This is a genomic window from Phyllobacterium sp. SB3 (assembly GCF_040009165.1).
In the GTDB taxonomy this organism is placed as follows: domain Bacteria; phylum Pseudomonadota; class Alphaproteobacteria; order Rhizobiales; family Rhizobiaceae; genus Phyllobacterium.
The window spans coordinates 408,437-427,799 of record NZ_JBDYKI010000002.1 but is presented as its reverse complement, the minus strand read 5'-3'; the positions used below and the strand labels follow the sequence as shown (position 1 = coordinate 427,799).

The window sequence follows — 19,363 nt, the reverse complement described above, 5'->3', positions numbered from 1 at the left end:
CATGCATGCACTCCGCATGCATCGAAACCTTGAGAAGACAATGTACCAGGCTCGATACGATGATATTATAAATGATGGCGCGACGAGTGCCAAAGAGCGCGAGCGGTCATTGTTCGATCAATCGATCGTAATGCTTGAAGCGGCACGGGATGAGGGTGGCTATTCATTCAAGGGGATCGAGGCTGTCCATTTCACATCACAGTTGTGGATGATTGTGATTGAAGATCTGGGCGACCCGGCAAATCAGCTGCCACAGGAACTGCGCGCATCGTTAATATCGATAGGAATATTCATCCTGAAAGAACTGGAGTCGATCCGGCAGGAAAGATCGGTTGATTACAATAGCATCATCGACATCACCAGAACCATCCGCGACGGGATTTGAACGCCATGAAAGTCTCTTTGCGTGCAGGAGAAAAGATATATGTGAACGGTGCAGTCTTGCGGGCCGACCGCAAGGTAGCGCTCGAATTCATGAATGATGTGAGCTTTCTTCTGGAAAGTCATGTGCTGCAAGCCGATGAGACAACGACGCCATTGAGGCAGCTCTATTTTGCGGCGCAGATCATGTTGATCAACCCATCGGCGAAAGATGAAGCGAACCGAACCTTCAAGCGCATGCTTTCGGCGCTGCTTGGTACATTTTCCAACCCGCAGATGTTGAAAGAGCTAAAGCTTATAGACGAGGTCGTATGCAATGACCGCATCTTCGAAGCATTGAAGGCAATCCGCTCGCTTTATGCGCTCGAAGCGCAAATCATGTCGGACAATATCGACACCCCAATTTCTTTAAAAACGAGTCAAAGCAACAGGCCAGAGGCAACAGTATGACCGGCATTCCTCCCGTTGGAACAGATCAAACGAACCAGGCCAACAACTCGTCAAAAGCTGTTGCCGGCGCGGATTATCAGACCTTTCTGAAATTGCTCGTAGCCCAGATGAAAAATCAGGACCCTACAAAGCCTATGGATGCCACACAGCAGGTAACACAGCTCGCGCAATTCTCCAGCGTTGAGCAGGCTGTGCAGATGAACGCAAAGCTTGAACAGTTGCTTGCAAGCTCGTCGCTTTCACAGGCGGATGGGATCATAGGTCGAACCGTAACCAGCCCGGATGGCACGGTTTCAGGCGTGGTTGAGTCTGTGCGCATTTACAGCGATGGCATGGTCGCCAAACTCAAAGGTGGCGCTGAACTCATCATCACTCCGGGCATCGTCATCAGCTGATCATGAACGAGGCTGACGCACTCGATATTGTCAATCAAGCCATTTGGACGGTTATTGTTGCGGCGGGCCCAGCGGTCGGCGCGGCTATGATGGCTGGCGTTGGCATCGCCTTGTTTCAGGCGCTGACGCAGATTCAGGAAATCACCCTGACATTCGTGCCAAAAATATTGGTAATTCTTGCGGTGCTTGCTCTCACCGCCCCTTTTGTCGGTTCCCAGATCAATACACTGACGTTGCTGACTTATTCGCGGATCGAGAAAGGTTTCTGACCTGACGCGACGGCACGCGGGCTTCGCGTAAGCTTCGTGCCCTACTGTCTATCCGACAATAGGAGAATGCCGTGCAGCAGGCAGCAGTAAAACGACTGGGTGACAAAGGTTATTTGACTGGCAGTGATGTCGGTTTGGCGCTCGGAATCGTCATCATCCTGACCGTACTATTCCTGCCGGTCTCACCAATGGTCCTCGATATAGGACTGGCGTTTTCGATTGCGCTTTCTGTGTTGATTTTAATGGTATCACTGTGGATACAGCGGCCGCTTGATTTTTCAGCATTTCCGACCGTTTTGCTAATTGCAACAATGATGCGACTCTCGCTCAACATTGCAACGACCCGCGTTATCCTCACTCACGGCGACGAAGGCTATGCGGCAGCAGGGCAGGTTATTCATGGCTTCTCACAGTTCGTCATGGGTGGCGATTTCGTCATCGGTCTGGTGGTCTTTGCAATTCTGGTCATTGTCAATTTTCTTGTCATCACCAAGGGCGCGACGCGTATTGCAGAAGTTGGTGCGCGCTTCACACTCGATGCCATCCCCGGCAAGCAGATGGCGATTGATGCTGACCTGTCTTCCGGATTGATTGATGAAAAAGAAGCGCAACACCGCCGCCGTGAGCTGGAGGAAGAAAGCGCTTTTTTCGGTTCGATGGACGGCGCGTCCAAGTTTGTTCGCGGAGATGCGATTGCCGGTTTGATCATCACGGCAGTCAATATTTTCGGCGGTATTATTATAGGTGTAACCCGTCATGGCATGGAAGTAAGCGAAGCTGCGGACGTGTTCACAAAGCTGTCCGTTGGCGATGGTCTGGTTACGCAAATACCAGCACTCATCGTATCTCTTGCAGCGGGCCTTCTGGTCTCAAAGGGCGGTACTCGCGGCTCGACCGACAAGGCCGTCTTTGGACAGTTGGGTGCTTATCCAAAAGCGCTTTTCGTGGCAGCGCTCCTACTTTTTGTATTGGGCATACTACCCGGTCTTCCCGCATTCCCGTTCTTCGTTCTCGCTATCGGTATGGCTGCACTCGGCATCTCTGTCCCCCGCAAGCTGGCGCGGGTAGCGGCGGCGGCACAAGCCGAAGTGGCATTGAAGCAGAAAAGCGCGGAAGACGAAGATCGCAATTCCGTCAAAGCATCTCTGGAAACAGCGCAGATTGAACTTTGCCTTGGCAAGCAGCTCTCCTCGCGGCTGATGTCATCGCAACTGGAGCTGGCGCATCGCGTCAACAAAATGCGTAAGAAGTTTGCGGTGGAGTATGGATTCGTCGTGCCTGAGATCAAGGTTACGGACGACTTCCTGCTACCGCCCAAAACCTACCGTATCAAGATCCATGGGACCGTGGTGGCTTCGCATGAGCTTCGTGTAGGCGAGATTTTGGTCATTCCGGGAGATCGCCCGCCGCCCCATGTCCCTGGCGAAGAAGTGAGGGAGCCAGCTTTTGGCATGAAGGCTTATTCAGTACCGGAAACATTCGCAGCTGAACTCAAGCGTGACAATTATATGACCGTCGATAATCTTTCGGTCCTGCTCACACATCTCAGCGAGATCGTACGTAATAATCTCTCGCAGTTGCTCTCCTACAAAGATATGCGGGCGTTGCTTGATCGGCTTGGCCCGGAATACAAGAAGCTGCTTGACGATATCTGCCCCGCCAACCTTTCCTATTCCGGTTTGCAGGCGGTTTTGAAGCTTTTGCTTTCGGAACGGGTGTCGATCCGCAACCTGAATCTGATCCTTGAAGCCATTGCTGAAGTTGCACCGCATGTCCGGCGCTCTGAGATGATCGTCGAACATGTGCGTATGCGCATGGCGCAGCAGATTTGCGGGGATCTTGCCGATAATAGTGTGCTTTCCGTACTCCGTCTGGGCAATCGTTGGGATCTGGTTTTCCATCAAAGTTTGAAACGGGATGCAAAGGGTGAGGTTACCGAATTCGATATTGATCCTCGACTGCTGGAACAATTCGGAACAGAAGCGACGACTGCAATCCGCAAACATCTCGATGCGGGAGAACGCTTCGTTCTGGTCGCATCGCCGGAAGCCCGACCCTATATCCGGATGATCATCGAGCGTCTCTTCACCACATTGTCAGTTCTTTCGCATGTGGAAATAGCCCGAGGCGTCGAGGTCCGGTCTCTTGGAACGATCTCGTGAGCCGGATCTGAATGCTGCCCCTCGGTGATACAGCGCTTGCAGGGCTTCTGGTGTTCGCTCGCGTTGGTGCTTGCCTGCTTGTCATGCCGGGCATTTCCAGCCCCCGCATTCCATTGCAGATAAGGCTTTTTCTGGCTCTCGCATGCTCGTTGATGGTCGTGCCGTTGGTGCTTACGCAGGTAGTTCCCGCTGCCAAAGCACCACCACTTATGCTCATGCGTATCATCATTGTAGAGATTATTGTCGGTGTCTTGATTGGTTTGCTGGCTCGCATGTACTTCTGGGCCCTCCAGTTTATGGCCAATACGATTGCGATGACTGTCGGTTATTCCGGTGCGCCAGCAGGGTCCATTGAAGGAGAAGAGCCGCAAGCTGCAATTGCAAGCTTCGTTACCCTCACTGCTCTATGTCTTTTCTTCATCACAGATTTGCATCTTGAGGTATTTCGCGCTCTGCTGTCTTCCTATTCGTCAATTCCGGTTGACGGAATTTTTCAACCGGGAACGGCGCTCGTCAATGTAACCGATACACTGTCAAAAGCATTCATGAGCACCATACGCATAGCCGCACCATTCATTGTTTTCGGTGTGGTCGTGAATATCGCCGTGGGGTTAATCAATAAGCTGACCCCTGCGATTCCTGTTTACTTCATCTCCATGCCGTTTGTTTTGGCCGGAGGGCTTATGCTTCTCTATTTCGCTATGCCCGACTTACTAAGGCTGTTCACGAGCGAAGCCGGTTCATATTTGAGGACGTTCTGATGCCAACCACACGCGCATCGTATCTTGGTCTGATCCGTCTACAAAAATTGAAAAAAGCCCGGGCGGAAATGGCAATTGCCAGGATCAATTTACAATTGCTGGCGATTGCCGAAGAAAACGAAGCTTTGTTCAAGATGCAGGACAGGCGTTTTGAGCCAGGAACGAATTTAGTGCCTCCGGACATCATTATAAAACGTCTTGAGGCGAACCGGCTCAGAGCAGTGAGCCTGAGCGAACAGGTCGTCGTTACAAGACAGGAACTCTTGAAGATTTCGAGAACGCTTGAGGTCCTCAACGACAAACTTCGCTCTCATGATATAGATGCGCAACGTAACGAAGCCACCCTGGAGATCGGCGAATATATAAGTCAATTGCTTGGAAAAGCCGCAAGCTAGGATTGCAAGGCTCAAGCCTCAGTCAAGTTTGAACAGCTATTGTCACCAACATGAAACAGTATGGGACTGTCTTTGATGGCTATTAATCCACCTTCCGATCTGGTGTTGGACGTGGCGATGGCTGCTAATCCACAGGCCATGCGGACGTCCACGGAAAGACTGCGAAGCATGTCTGCCGACAAGGTTGCAGGGCAAATGCCTTTGTCCAGCGAGAGTTTTGCGCGTCTGCAGGAAGGCATGAACCTTTCCGGTGATGCCCAGCCCAAAATCCTTGCACCGAACCCTGCGTTCAAAAAGTTCGAAGCCTTTATGCTGCAATCCTTCGTTGAATCGATGTTCGCGGGGGATAATCAGGCAGTCTACGGCGAGGGGATAGCAGGTGGTTACTGGAAGTCGATGATGTCGGAAGCCATTGCCAATCAGATGGCAAGTGTAGGGGGCATTGGCGTTGCCCGCATGCTGGAAGAGCAGAGCGCCAAGCGAATTCATAATGAAGCTGCGGAAGCGATTGATACCGCACCCGATATTCATAAAGAGCAGGATTCAAATGCGATATTGTACCAGATCGAACGGCAACTCATCCAAAAGCAGTTGAAATCAAGAGAAGATATCACAACGACTCGTCAGAGCTGAGGCCGGACAGATTGGAAGGAATGAATATGGAAACCGTCAACGACAACAAGCAGCAAACCGGTCTTGATCCAGCACTCGATCCGATTCTTTTCGCCATCCGGCGGCTTGAAGACGTCATTGATCATGAGACGGGATTGCTAATGGAAGGCGGTGCAGTGGATCTTGCGGATATTAATGCCAGCAAGAGCCGCGGGTTGCGGGACTTCAACAAGGCGTTGGGAAAGGTCGTGAAGTCAGTCGATAACGCAGCGCTCAAAACGCTTCAGCCGGTGCTCGATAATTTGAGGCTGAAACTCGAGCGCAACTGCGAAGCGTTGAAATTGCACTTGCGTGCTGTCAGCGAACTTACGGGCTTAATCCGCGATGCGCTGGAGACGCATGAGGCTGATGGTACCTATACGGCGCGGCAAATGCGGGATGGCTTGGGGGCATGATACGCATAGCCGTCATCGGACTGTGGATTTGCGCGGTCGCTCTTGGTTCGCTTTATTTTGCAGTAAAGCAAAATTCTGCGACTGCTGCGGTGACATCTCAGCCGCAGCTATTGGATGATGGCAAGACAGAAGTTTTCAGTATTCCAATCATTATTGATGGCGCCGTTCAGGGTTATGTTGTGACCCAATTGATTTACACACTCGATAGCGCAGTAAAGGCTTCGGTTAAGGTGCCGGTGGCCTCCTTCATCAATGACGAGATATTCCGGCAGTTTTACGGGCATTACTCGGACGTGAAAGATGTGCAGAAGGTCAAATTTGACGACGTAAAGCAGACAATCATCGATGGGGTCAACGCACGGTTTCTGCAACCCCTTGTCAAGGATCTCCTTGTCCAGCAATTCAACTATATTTCATCCAAAGAAATTCGCGATCAGAACACCAAGGGCATCAGCCGGGGCTGACGGCCTATTTCCCAAGCGAGTAATACTTGCCGGACAATGCGTGAAGCACCCTGTCACTCAGCGGAGCAATGGATGAATCCGGGGCGAACTGTACTCCGAAATCAAGGTCTTTGCGCCACACAATCCGGGTGATCAGGGCACCGCAATATTGATCGTCAAACAACCAGAAACGATCAGGTACGTCGCACTGTCCGAGTATCCTTAACCGGGCTCCGCCTTCAGCAAGATCCTGAAAATGACACTCTGTAAGGAACTGTCCATCCAAAGTCACAAGTTTGCCGGAGCGCAATCTCGTCCGCTTGCGTTCCCCCTCTCTCTGCTCTGATTTGCCGGGTTTAGGCGCTGACATGGACAGTTTACTCAATAGGATCGTTAAACCGGACGGCAACCGAAGTTTGCGATCCCGCAATTTGCAACCGTTCTACCAAGAAACAATTGCAAATCCGTTATGAGTCGGAGGGTTTTATTACCCGGCGTGCTCGCCTAGAAACCCGCGGATAAACATGCCAATTTCGTGTGCATGCGTTTCAAGAGCAAAATGTCCGGTATCAAGCAAATGGACCTGAGCCTGAGGTAGATCACGTTTGTAGGCTTCGGCACCTGCGGGAAGAAAAGCTGGATCATTCTTGCCCCACACTGCCAGAAGAGGCGGTTGATGCTCGCGGAAATAAGATTGAAATGCGGGGTATAGTTCTACGTTGGAACGATAATCCAGAATCAGATCCAACTGAATTTCATCATTTCCCGGCCGGGCAAGATAGGCGTTATCGAGCGTGTAGCCATCAGGGGATACTTTGGTCCGGTCGGTTCCGGTAAGATACTGCCAGTCGCGAATAACTTCCGGGGATAGGGAATCTCGGCATGCTTCGCGATTCTCCGGTGTGGAATCGCGCCAATAAGCCTGCCATGGTTCCCAGGCGTCGCTCAAACCCTCGAGATAAGCGTTGCCGTTCTGGCTTATAATCGCGGTAATCCTTTCCGGGTGAGCAAGGGCGAGACGAAACCCGGTCGGAGCACCATAGTCGAAGACATATAGGGCGTATCTCTTGAGAGCGAGAACATCTGTAAATCTGCCAATAACATGCGCCAAATTATCGAAGGTATAGTCAAACTCTCCTCGTGCAGGTGCAGTGGTATTTCCGAATCCGGGAAGGTCGGGAGCAATGACCCGATAGTGTTCCGACAATTCCGGAATGAGGTCGCGGAACATGTGGCTTGATGTAGGAAATCCATGCAGAAGCAGCAAGACAGGAGCTTCAGCTGGCCCTGCCTCCCGATAGAAAACTTCAACATCATCTACGGTAACGGTTTTGTATTTTATTTGCATGGGAAGTTCCTCACAATTGAAAGAACTTGCAATAAAACTACCGAACGGTAGGTTGTAAAATCACATGTTGTTGATTGAACCTACGATCAATCACTTGCAAAGTTGTTCAGAAAGAAACTCGACTGTCGCACGCACGCTCGGTAGTTGGCCACGGCGATGTGGCATAAGCAGTGTGGTGGTTACGGTGCCAGCCGACCAGTTCGGCAGGACATGGATAAGCTCGCTTTGCGCGATGGCGTCCCTGCATATTGATGATGGGAGACATGTCAGCCCTAAACCGGCAGTGGCAGCTTTAATCAAAGCGATGGATTCATTTGCCATCATTCTCCGGATCGGCTTTGCCGTTACTTTTTCGCCAGTGTCAGAAACAAGATGCCAGTTGTCCGCGCCGGGAGCGCTTAGCAGTCCATAGTGGCTATCCAAGTCATGTGGAGTGTTTGGTTTGCCATATGCAGAAATATATCCTGGCGACGCAACGACAAATATCGGCTCGACCATTAATTGCTTCCGGACGAGGTCCGAATCTGGCAAGGGGGCAAAATGGCTCCGAACGGCAAGGTCGAAGCCTTCTTGAACGAGGTCTACAAATCGGTCGCTTGCGTGCATCTCGAGGTTTATCTTGGGATATTTGCGAGCGAGTACAGGCAGGCAATCTGCCAGATAAAACTGTGTCGTCGGGATGGAAGCGGTCAGACGAACTGTGCCGCTGGGCTCTGCTATCCGGCTGCGGACAATGTTTTCCGCTGCTTCGGCTTCGATCAAAGCACCGCGAGCATGATTAAAGAAATCGCGCCCCACGTCAGAAAGCGAAAAACTGCGTGATGTGCGATGAATGAGGCGAGCGCCTAGCTCCGCTTCCAACTCGGCGATGCGTTTGCTGATTGTTGATTTGGGTATGCCCAGTCGACGGGCCGCTTCGGAAAAACTGCCACCATCCACCGCTTGAACGAAAAGAAACAAATCATTGAGATTGATCATTGGCAAACCCCAACGTCCATAAGCATGGACGATAAGGTGCAAAATAGCCATCTACTACCAGATCGTCCACCCGGAATATAAGGACTGTGTAAGACAGAAGAGACCTTGGATGAAAAATAAGGAGGCAACTATGACACAGATACTTTTCTATGGAGTTCCAGAGGGCTGCTCGTTCGGCTCGATTGTCGCGCTGGAATGGTCAAAACAGCCTTATCGGCTTTCGCGTATCGAGATGCCGGAAACAGTGACAAGTGCGGCTTACAGACAGATCAACCCTGTCGCGGAGACACCAACTTTGCGGACCTCAACGGGCGAGTTTATCAGCGAAAGCATGGCGATTCTCAATCACATTGGTGCCGGTGCCATAGAACAGGGGATTGCCTTCAGACAAGGGACAAAGGATTTTGATCGCTTGAACCAGATGCTGGCGTTCTTGAACACCACGTACTTCAGTGCATACGCGTCACTTTGGTATGCACTAGAACATGTGAGCGATGGCAATGAAAAGGAAACACTGATTGCCTACGGCAGGACCAATGTTGCCAAAGCTCATGAGGATTTGGAATTACTGCTAGGAAATCAGCAATGGTTGTTGGGTGACAAGCCGACATTGGCCGATGCCTACTTCATGGGCATCGCGCGTTGGAGCCATTTTCACAAGACTGCGAGTTATGCGGACTATCCCGGTCTAAACAAACTGCATCAAAGACTGGAAGATGATGCAGCAGTCAAGTTTGCCCATGCAATCGAACACGAGAAAGAGGCAAAGTCAGCTGGCGGATTTGCTGGACACATCAGCTTCGATGATGTGCTCAAAATCGCACTCGAAGCAGTATGAGCTTTGCTACAATAAGAATACGCACCGGGGGCAAAAGCTGCCGCGGGAATACGCCGGCATAGGCTGTGGGATTGAAGAGAAAACCGAACATTCCAGACACGCACTAGTTCATTTACTCTAGTAGAAAGTTTCCAGATTGAGCTTAAAAACCTTTCAACGAAATTTGGGGAGTCATGTCTTTGAAAAAACGGGTTTTTCTAGCTTTGCTATTTGCAGTTACTGGCGTTTCGGCAGTTCAGGCGCAAACCTGTGAAGGGAACTTCAAGGTAACCGGCGTTCCTTTGCTCACGGCGATGACCTACAAGACGTCATATGATTTTCCAAAGGCCAAGCCAGATCAGATCCTGAAAACACTTGCTCAGGCTGTTGCCGCGGAAGGGTTCTCAGGAATACGGGTGGACAAGTCTCTCGGAGCCATAGACGCCTATCAAGAGACTACAGGTTCCGGCCGGGAACAGACCTTGCGCATAGTTGCTCGCAAGAAAGGCAGCGGTACGCGTGTCGATGCCATGTTCAATATCCAACAGGGTCAGGTCACATCGGAAAAGGTCGTGCGCAAAGGTCTTTGTGATATTGTGATGTCTGCGACTGATTAATTTAGTCTGCTGACATCAAGCGCAAGAATCGGATTGAATTTTCTGTCTATGTGCACGATTCTCAAGACAGGATGAAATCCGAGGACTGCCTCATGAGCGAGACGATACACCACTATAATATCTTCCACACCGCAGGCGGATTTTGCGGCATTGCGTGGAGCAGTATTGGCATCACGCGGTTCCAATTGCCAACGAAGAGTGCAGAGGCGACGGAGCGTGTGCTGCTTCGCCGCTTGCCTGAAGCATTGCCGGGAAAACCGACGCCGGAAATTGCGGACATAATTGCTGCGGTACAGCGCTACTTTGATGGAGAAGAGATCGATTTCTCCAATGTGACAGTCGATATTGGCGATCAAGAGCCATTCTTCGCACAGATTTATGCTGTTGCGCGGCAGCTTGGTTGGGGAGACACGACCACATACGGTACAATCGCAAAGGAACTCGGGGCAGGTCCGGAAGCTGCGAGAGATGTGGGGCAGGCCATGGCCAGAAATCCGGTCCCCCTGATTATCCCCTGTCACAGGGTTTTGGCTGCTGGCGGGAAGGTGGGTGGCTTTTCGGCGCCCGGCGGCTCCGTGGCAAAAGCACGAATGCTTGAACTTGAAGGTGTCCACCTCGGTGCTGCTGTCCCTCCGGCCCAGCAGTCGTTCGGCTTCTAATGCTATTGTAAGGTCAGCCCCGAGAGGCGAGCTTTCAGGAAGCGTAGTTCAGCCGGTTGCCTCGTCAGTGTTATGGCACGCTGGTAAGAACGTATGGCGGCTTCGATAAGGCCAAGCTGGCGCTGCATATCGGCGCGAGCCGCGTAGGCCAACGGATAATTTTCAAGGCTTCCTTGTTGGATGACCAGTTCGATTGCTGCAAGTCCGGCTTTTGGACCGTCACGTTTCGATAGCGCCGCCGCTCGGTTTAGTGCCACCACAGGCGATGGGTCCACCCGCAAAAGGACATCATACAAAGCGACAATCTGTGTCCAATCGGTATCCAGAGTTGTCAATGCATTGGCGTGGACGGCGGCGATAGCTGCCTGAAGGACATAAGGGCCGATATTACGGCCCGCAAACGCTCGCTCGACAAGCTTGCTGGCCTCGTTGATAAGTGCTCTGTCCCAGAGTGATCGATCTTGATCCTCCAGCAAGATTATGTCTCCGGATGAATCCGTACGAGTATGGCGTCTTGCTTCATGCAGAAGCATCAGTGCCAACAAACCCATTGCTTCGGGTTCCTTTAACAGACCTGCCATCAGTCTGCCTAACCTTATTGCCTCGGCGCAGAGGTCAGCCCGTGTCAGCGCCGGGCCATCAGTTGCGGCGTAACCCTCATTAAAAATGACATAAATCACACGCAAGACACTTTCGAGACGCTCTGGAAGTTGAGCGCGGCTAGGCACCTCATAAGGAATAGCTTCCTCACGAATCTTGGTCTTAGCCCTGACGATGCGCTGGGCGATAGTTGGAGCAGGGGCCAGGTATGCCCGGGCAATCTCTTCGGTAGTCAGTCCGGCAATCTCGCGTAGTGTGAGAGCAATACGCGCATCGGCCGCGAGAGCGGGATGACAACAGGTAAATATAAGACGCAGTTCGTCATCGCTGATATCTTCGGGCATTGCGGGCTCATATAATTCGTCTGCGAGTGCGGCTAACTCTGGCAGAGCGGCGGCGAGCCTTGCCTGTTTGCGCCAGCGATCAATGGCTTTGAATCGACCAGTCGAGACAAGCCAGGCATAGGGATTTTGCGGAATACCATCGCGGGGCCATCGCTCCGCGGCGGCGGTGAAGGCTTCTTGCAAAGCCTCCTCCGCCGCTTCGAATCCACCCAGAAGCCGGATCAGTGTTGCAAGTACGCGGCGTTTTTCGGAGCGATAAACAGCTTCGAAGGCGGCGCTTGCATCGGATCGGTTCACAGTTCCGGCGGCGGTGTGCTGAAGTCCACAACTGGCCGGACTTCGATTGAGCCAATCTTCGCCAATGGATGTCCTGAGGCGGCGCGAACGGCATCGTTGAGGTCGTTTGCCTCTATCAGGATAATGCCGCCCAGCATTTCTCTTGTTTCCATGAAAGGTCCATCGACAGCCGACATTTTGCCATCACGTACCTGCAAGGTCATACCATTTTCCGGCAACTCAAGGGCTTCACCCATTACGAAATGGCCGCTTTCCTTCAGCTTTTCGTCATACCCGGCGCATTCGGACAGCGCCGCATTTGCTTCAGGGCTTCCGCCAAAGAGTGTTTTTGCATTGTAGTAGATGAGACAGGCGTAACGCATAATCTGATTCCTTCAGTTAGCTTGTTGAACACCCATAATCGTTTGACTATTGCCAGATTCGACATTGCTACGAAATTTTTTCACGAAAACGCAAAAAACGTTCTGCAAAGGCAGCTGTCAGGTAACGCGGCGCTTTTCAAGTTTTCGCGCAAGAGTCCGTCGATGCATGCCTAACCGTCTGGCCGTTTCGGAAATATTGAAATCTGTTTCAACGAGCATTTGATGGATACGCTCCCATTCGAGTGTCTTTATCGAAGTAGGTCGCGCCGTTAGCGCTATATCGACATTGCCAACTGCTTTGCTGAAGGCCTCTTCGATGTCGTCCGTGTTCGAGGGCTTGGCGAGATAGTGGCAAGCACCCAACTTTATCGCTTCGACGGCGGTGGCAATACTGGCGAATCCGGTCAAGACAACGATTAGCATTGACGGATCGTGTGCATGTAACGCTTCAACGCAGGCAAGACCTGAGGCGCCTGCCAACTTAAGATCGACCACCGCATAACCGGGCGAATAGCTTTTCAATGTTTCGCCGAGTTCCTCCAGACTGGACGCCAGCACCACATTATAGTCGCGCCGTTCAAAGGAGCGTTTCAGCGTTTTTGCAAAGGCGATATCGTCTTCAACGATAATCAGCTCACGTTCACCCGGCATGAGAACGTGCTCCAATTGCAAGTGAGGACAATGGCAGGTTCATTGTCACGGCAGCACCTCCTTGTGGCAGGTTTCTGGCAGACACGACGCCTCCAAGTTTGCGTACCGCATTGACGACAAGGAAAAGGCCGAGCCCTCCGCCTAAGCGGCCTTTGCTTGACTGATATGGCTTACCAAACTGTGCCAGCATCTCCGCTGCAAATCCCGGTCCGGCATCACTGATGCGAAGCACAAGCATATCACCATCCCGTTCTGCCATAAAACCTATCCAGTTGGGGGAGGCGTCAAAAGCATTGTCGAGAACGTTGTAGATGACCTGTTTCAATGCGGAGTCAGAGACAATGGCAATATCCAGTCCAAAAGCATTGCCATAAGACAGCGTAGCCCCTGATCGCGCCGTGCGCCATTCGCTGACAAGTTCATCGAGAAAAGTGTTGACCGTAGTAATCTTCGGAGATTCACCACGCGCTTCGCCGGCAGACAAAAGAATGCCGGTTACGATTGACTTGCAGCGCTGTACCTCGGCCTGCATTTCGTCGATTTCCTGCAGCATGGAAGGATCGCGAGCCAGAGCGGGCATGCGGCGCCAATCGCCAAGTATAACAGACAATGATGATAGAGGTGTTCCAAGCTCATGGGCCGCTCCGGAAGCGAGGAGGCCCATGCGAACGATATGGTCCTCCTCGGCAGCATGTTGCTTAAGGGCAGCAAGGTTGGCATCGCGTTCGCGCAAGTTGCGGCTAATCCGGGCAATGAAGACAACCAGGAGGGCAGCATCAAGTACAAAACAGAGCAGCATTCCGAGTATGTGAAGCCGGAAAAGTTCATCCGGTGCATGACCGGGAAGAAGAAGCGGCTCGTAGAAAATTGTCAGACCCGCGAAACTCGCGCTGGCTATGGCAACAATGGCGGATGTCAGTTTCGCATCAAGCAGAACTGCGCCAAGCGTCACTTGAAGCAGATAGAGAAAAATGAATGGATTGGTCGCGCCGCCGCTCAAATATAGCTGGGCGGTGAGTGCAGCAACATCAAGAACCAGTGCAATGAACAATGCTGCTGCCGTGACGCTTCGTCGGCCGCGCAGCCACAAAATGCTTGCAAGATTGAGGATCACCAAAGCGCAAAGGACAACAACCATTGCGACAATAGGCAGGGCAATTTTCATACCTGAATGCACGACGGTAATGGTAATGATCTGGCCAATGACAGCGATCCAGCGTAACTGAACCAGCAACGTCATGTTCTTCCAGTTCGCCGTATGATCGGCGGGCGGAAATACGGGAGCTACCTCCGAACTGTCAAGCTCTGTGGATAGGGAGGAAACTGCATCCTGTATCATAGTTCCATTCCGATTTGTGTCTTGGAACTATGTCGTGTCTGCCATTCGCTTCGTCCAATGATAATCGAGGCAACGCCCAGCATCAGCGCCATACCAAACCACGTCAATGCGTAAACCAAATGGTTGTTTGCAAATGCAACGACTGTCAGACCACCAATTGGCAGTTGATTTCGATCCTGATTTGCATCCGCATCAATAAAATACGGAGCGGGACGGTCGATATTCAGCTTTGCAGCTATGGCCGCAACATCGCGCGAGTACCAGCGCCCGGTGGCGGGTTCATTGCTGCGCAGGAAGCCACCATCAGGTTCCGTCACCCGCAAAAGTCCGCTTACCGTAGTTGTGGATTCACGATCTGGTCGCCAATCTTCGCCCGCTTTCTCAGTTGGAACGAAACCCCGATTAATGAGGAGACTAAATCCATCGCTGCTTTGAAAGGGGCTCAACACCCAAAATCCACTCCCGCGGTTGGTGACCGCCTGCACGAGCGTTGCCGGTTTTTCCAGAAATCTTCCGCTTGTTGTGACGTGAAGATACGCGAAGTCTTTGGCATTAATTCTGGCCCAGAGATCAGGGCCGGGTGCTTGTGTTGCTGGCGCATTCACTCTTTGCTCCACTTGGTTGATCAGACCAAGTTTCCAAACACGGCGCTCCAGTTGCCAGACTCCGAGACTGACAAGAATGGCAATGCAGAAAAGTATCAGGATGCCAATCAGTATGAGTTTGATCGGAGTATTGCTTGCCCGTCCGGCCCGATCGCCGCTAGCGGCATGTCGGCGCGCGGTTCGGGCGGCTGTCATGGTATCTGGCTCATATCCATGGCAGGCATCATATTAGTATTCAAATGATACATGACCCAAAGCGAACCCGTCAGTGTGATGATTACAAGCACAAGCGTGAAAATCAGTGCTAAAATTGTCCAGCCATTTTCTGATCGAACATTCATGTGTAGGAAGAAAATCATGTGCACGACAATTTGCACGACCGCAAACGCCATGATGATCAGACCGGTAGCCTGTTTTGAGTCCAGAGCACCGCTCATGACGAGCCAGAAAGGAACGGCCGTCAGAATGACTGATAGCCCGAAACCGATCAGATATGATTTGAGCGAACCATGGGCGTGCCCGTCATCGTGACTATGGACGTCGTGTTCGACCTTCGACTTTGTGCTCATCGCAACACTCCCATCAGGTAAACGAAGGTGAATACGCCGATCCAGATTACGTCGAGAAAATGCCAGAACATGCTCAGGCACATCAAGCGGCGCATATTTGCCTGAATCAAACCATAATGAGCAACTTGTACCATCAGGGTTACCAACCAGATCAAGCCGATCGTGACGTGTAGGCCGTGGGTTCCTACCAAAGTGAAAAACGAGGAGAGGAATGCACTTCGCTGTGGTGTTGCTCCCTCGTGAATCATATGGGCGAACTCATAAAGTTCGATACAAATGAAAGCCACGCCGAACAGGCCCGTCAAGGCAAGCCAGCCCTGAGTGGCTCCTACCCGGCCTTTTGCCATCGCCAACATGGCAAAGCCATAGGTGATGGAGGAAAAAAGCAACATGGAAGTGTTGATGGCCACCAATGGCAAATCGAACAGGTCCTTCGGAGCAGGACCCGCTGCGTAGTTCCCTCCCAAAACGCCGTAAGTGGCAAATAAAACGGCAAAGATGAGGCAATCGCTCATCAGGTAAATCCAGAAGCCGAACATGGTGCTGCCGCCTTCGGCGTGATCATGTTCGTCTGCCAGATAAAACACTGGCCCTTCCGCGGTTGCAGAAACTGTAGCGGTTTTGCTGCTCATTATTTCAATCCCGCCGCAAGAAGTTCAGTACGGGCGTTTTCGCTCGCAACAACCTCATCGGTCGATATATGGAAATCACGCCTGTAATTGAACGTGTGTCCTATTGACCATGCCAATAGAGCGACGAATGACACGGCTGCCAGCCACCAGATATACCAGATCATCGCAAAACCAAAGACGAGGCTCAATCCGGACAAGATCACCCCTGAGCCAGTGTTGCTTGGCATATGGATTGCTCGGAATCCCGTTTCAGGACGTTTGTAGCCGCGTTTCTTCATATCATACCAGCTGTCAAGATCATGAATTACCGGTGTGAAAGCAAAGTTATAGGCTGGAGGCGGCGATGCAGTGGACCATTCCAACGTACGTCCATCCCATGGATCGCCCGTCAGATCACGCAGCGCTTCGCGATTGCGGATACTGACGAAAATCTGAATGAGGAACGACAGAATACCGATAGCGACGAGAAACGCACCGAAGCCAGCAATGGTGAACCAGATTTGCAGGGATGGATCTTCAAACGTACGCAGACGGCGTGTCACACCCATGAGGCCCAATACGTAAAGCGGCATGAAGGCAAAGTAGAATCCGATCACCCAGAACCAGAACGACATCTTGCCCCAGAACGGATCGAGCCTGAACCCGAATGCCTTCGGGAACCAGTAATAAATGCCGGCAAACAGACCGAACAGCACGCCGCCTATGATGACATTATGGAAATGCGCGACAAGGAACAGGCTGTTATGGAGTACGAAATCGGCTGGAGGCACGGCAAGCAGCACTCCCGTCATACCGCCGATAACAAAGGTGAGCATGAATGCGATAGTCCACATCATGGGAAGTTCGAAACGGATGCGGCCCCGATACATGGTAAACAACCAATTGAATATTTTCGCGCCTGTGGGGATCGAAATAATCATCGTGGTGATGCCGAAGAACGAGTTCACGCTTGCACCCGAACCCATGGTAAAGAAGTGATGCAGCCAGACCAGATAGGCAAGAATGGTGATAACAATAGTCGCGTAGACCATCGACGTATAACCGAAAAGGCGCTTTCTCGAGAAAGTAGAAGTTACTTCGGAGAATATGCCAAAGGCAGGCAAGATAAGGATATAGACCTCTGGATGACCCCAAATCCAGATGAGGTTTACATACATCATCGGATTGCCGCCAAAATCATTGGTAAAGAAGTTGGTACCGATATAGCGGTCAAGTGTCAGCAGAGCGAGCACAGCTGTCAGAACTGGAAAAGCCGCAACGATCAACACGTTGGTGCAAAGCGCTGTCCAGGTAAAGATGGGCAACTTCATCATTGTCATGCCCGGCGCGCGCATCTTCACAATCGTGGCGAGTAGGTTGACGCCTGACAAAAGCGTGCCGACGCCCGCGATCTGTAGCGCCCATATATAGTAATCCATGCCCGGATCTGGACTGTATCCGATGCCGGACAACGGGGGATATGCCAACCAGCCCGTCTTCGCGAATTCGCCGACGAACAGCGACATCATCACCAGGACCGCGCCAGCAGTGGTCATCCAAAAACTGAAATTGTTGAGGAACGGAAATGATACGTCACGTGCACCGATTTGCAAAGGAACCACGAAGTTCATTAGCCCAGTGACCAGCGGCATTGCCACGAAGAAAATCATGATGACGCCGTGAGCGGTAAACACCTGATCGAAATGATGGGCGTTCAAATATCCCTCGGAACCATTGAATGCCATTGCCTGCTGAAGACGGATCATTATGGCATCGGCGAAACCTCGCAGCAGCATGACGATGCCCAGGATCATGTACATTATACCGATGCGTTTGTGATCGACAGTGGTGAACCACTCATGCCAGAGATAGCCCCAAAGCCGGAAATAGGTAAGCGCCCCCACAAGCGCTATGCCGCCAAGTGCGACTACGATGAATGTGGCAACGAGAATAGGCTCGTGAAGCGGAAAAGACTCCAGCGTGAGCCTACCGAAAACCAGCTTTATAAGTTCGGGATTGTCAAACATATCGGGCTCGTTTCGTTCAGGTATTCGAAGGGCGGCGCTGCAGACCGAACAATTGGGTGGAAGATGGGCGAGGAAGGCCCGCACCAGTAAATGGGGAAGTGTTCAGAGGCGGCAGAGTTTGCGTGTTCATGCTTGATTGCAGCGCTTCTTCAGTAGTGCAAATGCCGACGACAAATGTAGGCTCTGGGCCGAACACGGCGCCGCGACGGGTGTATTTGTCATACTCCAATGAGCGGATGTTATAGATGCCAGCCATGCCAAGGCCCCCTTTGGCATCGATCTCATCCATTTCGCTCATACACATTTTGCCGCGTTCAACACAGCGATTAAGAACCGCACTGAACAATTCCGGATCGACACTGGCATAGTGCTGTACAGGAACCTTCTCGCTTGGCTGTTCAAGTTGAAGGTAGGTCATGCGGTCAAGCGCTGTGCCCTTCGACTTAACGTCGGCAATCCACTTTTCAAAGCCTTCATCAGGTAAACCGTGAAAGGCGAACCGCATGCCAGAAAAGCCTGCGCCACTGTAATTGGCGGAAAAGCCTTGATATTCACCGGGATGATTGATCACAGCACTGAGTTTGGTCTGCATACCCGGCATGGTGTAGATCTGGCCCGCCAGAGCCGGAATATAGAATGAATTCATCACGGCGGAGGATGTCAGACGGAAATCGATGGGTCTGTCAACGGGTGCAGCCATCTCATTGACGCTCGCAATACCGTACTCCGGATAAATGAAGAGCCATTTCCAATCGAGAGCCACAACTTCGACTTGGAGTGGCTTCACCGTTTCCGATACGGCTTTACCGGGGGATATACGGCCTAACGGGCGATAAGGGTCAAGTAGATGGGTAGCCATCCACGTAACAGCACCAAGGCATATGATGATCAGGAGGGGTGCTGCCCAGATGATCAGTTCCAGCTGCGTGGAGTGGTCCCATTCAGGATCATAGGGCGCATCAGTGTTTGATTGGCGATACTTCCAAGCGAAAAATACCGTGAGCAGCATCACTGGAATAATGATGATGAGCATGAGGACCGTGGAGATAACGACAAGATCCCGTTGCTGAACGGCTACGTCACCGGACGGATTCATGACGACGGCATTGCATGCTGTGAGCAATGCAAGAAATGGGAGCAGGGCGATGGCAAAAAAACGGTTCAAGAGACTTCCTGTCAATGGAAACAGCGCCTAGTTGCGCCATCACTAGCTGCA

The 19,363-nt window shown here is 51.8% G+C and carries 25 protein-coding genes; 13 read left to right on the top strand and 12 right to left on the bottom strand.

All coding sequences use genetic code 11. From position 1 onward, the window contains the following. Positions 1-40: 40 nt before the first annotated feature. The 10 genes from flaF (at position 41) to ABKW30_RS08490 (ending at position 6,344) form a co-directional block, all read left to right on the top strand. Positions 41-385, top strand: coding sequence for a flagellar biosynthesis regulator FlaF (gene flaF, locus ABKW30_RS08535; RefSeq protein ID WP_348598317.1), 345 nt, complete (start codon positions 41-43; stop codon positions 383-385). Positions 386-390: 5 nt separating this feature from the next. Then, positions 391-831, top strand: a complete 441-nt coding sequence (gene flbT, locus ABKW30_RS08530; protein ID WP_348598315.1) for a flagellar biosynthesis repressor FlbT — start codon at positions 391-393, stop codon at positions 829-831. Continuing rightward, a complete protein-coding gene (flgD, locus tag ABKW30_RS08525) occupies positions 828-1,226 on the top strand; it encodes a flagellar hook assembly protein FlgD (protein ID WP_348598313.1) in 399 nt (132 codons plus the stop codon). Before flbT ends, flgD begins: the two co-directional genes overlap by 4 nt. 2 nt (positions 1,227-1,228) lie before the next feature. Further along, the gene (locus ABKW30_RS08520; protein WP_348598311.1) at positions 1,229-1,495 is read left to right on the top strand and encodes a flagellar biosynthetic protein FliQ; all 267 of its coding nucleotides are present in this window, start codon (positions 1,229-1,231) and stop codon (positions 1,493-1,495) included. A gap of 71 nt (positions 1,496-1,566) precedes the next feature. After that, positions 1,567-3,657 (top strand): flagellar biosynthesis protein FlhA, encoded by a 2,091-nt coding sequence (flhA, locus tag ABKW30_RS08515; RefSeq protein ID WP_348598310.1) that lies wholly within the window; start codon positions 1,567-1,569, stop codon positions 3,655-3,657. Between the two features lie 11 nt (positions 3,658-3,668). Next, positions 3,669-4,418 carry a flagellar biosynthetic protein FliR gene (fliR, locus tag ABKW30_RS08510; protein WP_348598308.1) on the top strand — a complete coding sequence of 250 codons (750 nt, stop codon included), beginning with the start codon at positions 3,669-3,671 and terminating at the stop codon, positions 4,416-4,418. A gap of 68 nt (positions 4,419-4,486) precedes the next feature. Next, entirely contained in the window at positions 4,487-4,813 is a 327-nt protein-coding gene (locus ABKW30_RS08505) for a hypothetical protein (protein WP_348598306.1), read from the top strand. 75 nt (positions 4,814-4,888) lie between these two features. Next, on the top strand, positions 4,889-5,446 hold the full coding sequence (locus ABKW30_RS08500) for a rod-binding protein (protein ID WP_348598304.1): 558 nt from the start codon (positions 4,889-4,891) through the stop codon (positions 5,444-5,446). Positions 5,447-5,472: 26 nt separating this feature from the next. Then, positions 5,473-5,880, top strand: a complete 408-nt coding sequence (locus tag ABKW30_RS08495; protein WP_348598302.1) for a flagellar protein FlgN — start codon at positions 5,473-5,475, stop codon at positions 5,878-5,880. Continuing rightward, positions 5,877-6,344 carry a hypothetical protein gene (locus ABKW30_RS08490; RefSeq protein ID WP_348598300.1) on the top strand — a complete coding sequence of 156 codons (468 nt, stop codon included), beginning with the start codon at positions 5,877-5,879 and terminating at the stop codon, positions 6,342-6,344. The genes ABKW30_RS08495 and ABKW30_RS08490 overlap by 4 nt, the downstream gene beginning before the upstream one ends. A 4-nt stretch (positions 6,345-6,348) precedes the next feature. Here the strand turns inward: ABKW30_RS08490 and ABKW30_RS08485 are convergent, their stop codons facing one another. From ABKW30_RS08485 to ABKW30_RS08475, 3 genes are all read right to left on the bottom strand, one after another. Beyond that, positions 6,349-6,693, bottom strand: coding sequence for a PilZ domain-containing protein (locus ABKW30_RS08485; RefSeq protein WP_348598298.1), 345 nt, complete (start codon positions 6,691-6,693; stop codon positions 6,349-6,351). Between the two features lie 117 nt (positions 6,694-6,810). Continuing rightward, a complete protein-coding gene (locus tag ABKW30_RS08480; RefSeq protein ID WP_348598296.1) occupies positions 6,811-7,671 on the bottom strand; it encodes an alpha/beta hydrolase in 861 nt (286 codons plus the stop codon). A 90-nt stretch (positions 7,672-7,761) separates the two neighbouring features. Further along, complete coding sequence (locus ABKW30_RS08475) at positions 7,762-8,655, bottom strand: LysR substrate-binding domain-containing protein (protein WP_348598988.1); 894 nt, start codon at positions 8,653-8,655, stop codon at positions 7,762-7,764. 124 nt (positions 8,656-8,779) lie between these two features. On the opposite strand from ABKW30_RS08475, the gene ABKW30_RS08470 reads away from it, so the two are divergent. From ABKW30_RS08470 to ABKW30_RS08460, 3 genes are all read left to right on the top strand, one after another. Further along, positions 8,780-9,487: a glutathione S-transferase gene (locus ABKW30_RS08470; RefSeq protein ID WP_348598294.1), complete on the top strand. Its 708-nt coding sequence runs from the start codon at positions 8,780-8,782 to the stop codon at positions 9,485-9,487. A 173-nt stretch (positions 9,488-9,660) separates the two neighbouring features. After that, a complete protein-coding gene (locus ABKW30_RS08465; RefSeq protein WP_348598292.1) occupies positions 9,661-10,083 on the top strand; it encodes a hypothetical protein in 423 nt (140 codons plus the stop codon). Between the two features lie 92 nt (positions 10,084-10,175). Continuing rightward, the gene (locus tag ABKW30_RS08460) at positions 10,176-10,742 is read left to right on the top strand and encodes a methylated-DNA--[protein]-cysteine S-methyltransferase (RefSeq protein WP_348598290.1); all 567 of its coding nucleotides are present in this window, start codon (positions 10,176-10,178) and stop codon (positions 10,740-10,742) included. 2 nt (positions 10,743-10,744) lie between these two features. Here ABKW30_RS08460 and ABKW30_RS08455 read toward each other — a convergent pair whose 3' ends face one another. From ABKW30_RS08455 to cyoA, 9 genes are all read right to left on the bottom strand, one after another. Next, the gene (locus tag ABKW30_RS08455) at positions 10,745-11,983 is read right to left on the bottom strand and encodes an RNA polymerase sigma factor (RefSeq protein ID WP_348598289.1); all 1,239 of its coding nucleotides are present in this window, start codon (positions 11,981-11,983) and stop codon (positions 10,745-10,747) included. Continuing rightward, positions 11,980-12,345 (bottom strand): YciI family protein, encoded by a 366-nt coding sequence (locus tag ABKW30_RS08450; protein WP_348598287.1) that lies wholly within the window; start codon positions 12,343-12,345, stop codon positions 11,980-11,982. The genes ABKW30_RS08455 and ABKW30_RS08450 overlap by 4 nt, the downstream gene beginning before the upstream one ends. Positions 12,346-12,462: 117 nt before the next feature. Beyond that, positions 12,463-12,996 (bottom strand): response regulator transcription factor, encoded by a 534-nt coding sequence (locus tag ABKW30_RS08445; protein WP_348598285.1) that lies wholly within the window; start codon positions 12,994-12,996, stop codon positions 12,463-12,465. Continuing rightward, on the bottom strand, positions 12,986-14,335 hold the full coding sequence (locus ABKW30_RS08440; protein WP_348598283.1) for an ATP-binding protein: 1,350 nt from the start codon (positions 14,333-14,335) through the stop codon (positions 12,986-12,988). The genes ABKW30_RS08445 and ABKW30_RS08440 overlap by 11 nt, the downstream gene beginning before the upstream one ends. Continuing rightward, positions 14,332-15,135, bottom strand: coding sequence for an SURF1 family protein (locus ABKW30_RS08435; protein WP_348598282.1), 804 nt, complete (start codon positions 15,133-15,135; stop codon positions 14,332-14,334). The genes ABKW30_RS08440 and ABKW30_RS08435 overlap by 4 nt, the downstream gene beginning before the upstream one ends. Then, the gene (cyoD, locus tag ABKW30_RS08430) at positions 15,132-15,509 is read right to left on the bottom strand and encodes a cytochrome o ubiquinol oxidase subunit IV (protein ID WP_348598280.1); all 378 of its coding nucleotides are present in this window, start codon (positions 15,507-15,509) and stop codon (positions 15,132-15,134) included. The genes ABKW30_RS08435 and cyoD overlap by 4 nt, the downstream gene beginning before the upstream one ends. Next, a complete protein-coding gene (gene cyoC / locus ABKW30_RS08425; protein ID WP_348598278.1) occupies positions 15,506-16,141 on the bottom strand; it encodes a cytochrome o ubiquinol oxidase subunit III in 636 nt (211 codons plus the stop codon). Before cyoC ends, cyoD begins: the two co-directional genes overlap by 4 nt. Beyond that, positions 16,141-18,147, bottom strand: a complete 2,007-nt coding sequence (gene cyoB, locus ABKW30_RS08420) for a cytochrome o ubiquinol oxidase subunit I (RefSeq protein ID WP_348598276.1) — start codon at positions 18,145-18,147, stop codon at positions 16,141-16,143. The genes cyoC and cyoB overlap by 1 nt, the downstream gene beginning before the upstream one ends. Before the next feature lie 16 nt (positions 18,148-18,163). Next, positions 18,164-19,312 (bottom strand): ubiquinol oxidase subunit II, encoded by a 1,149-nt coding sequence (cyoA, locus tag ABKW30_RS08415; protein WP_348598274.1) that lies wholly within the window; start codon positions 19,310-19,312, stop codon positions 18,164-18,166. Positions 19,313-19,363: the final 51 nt, after the last annotated feature.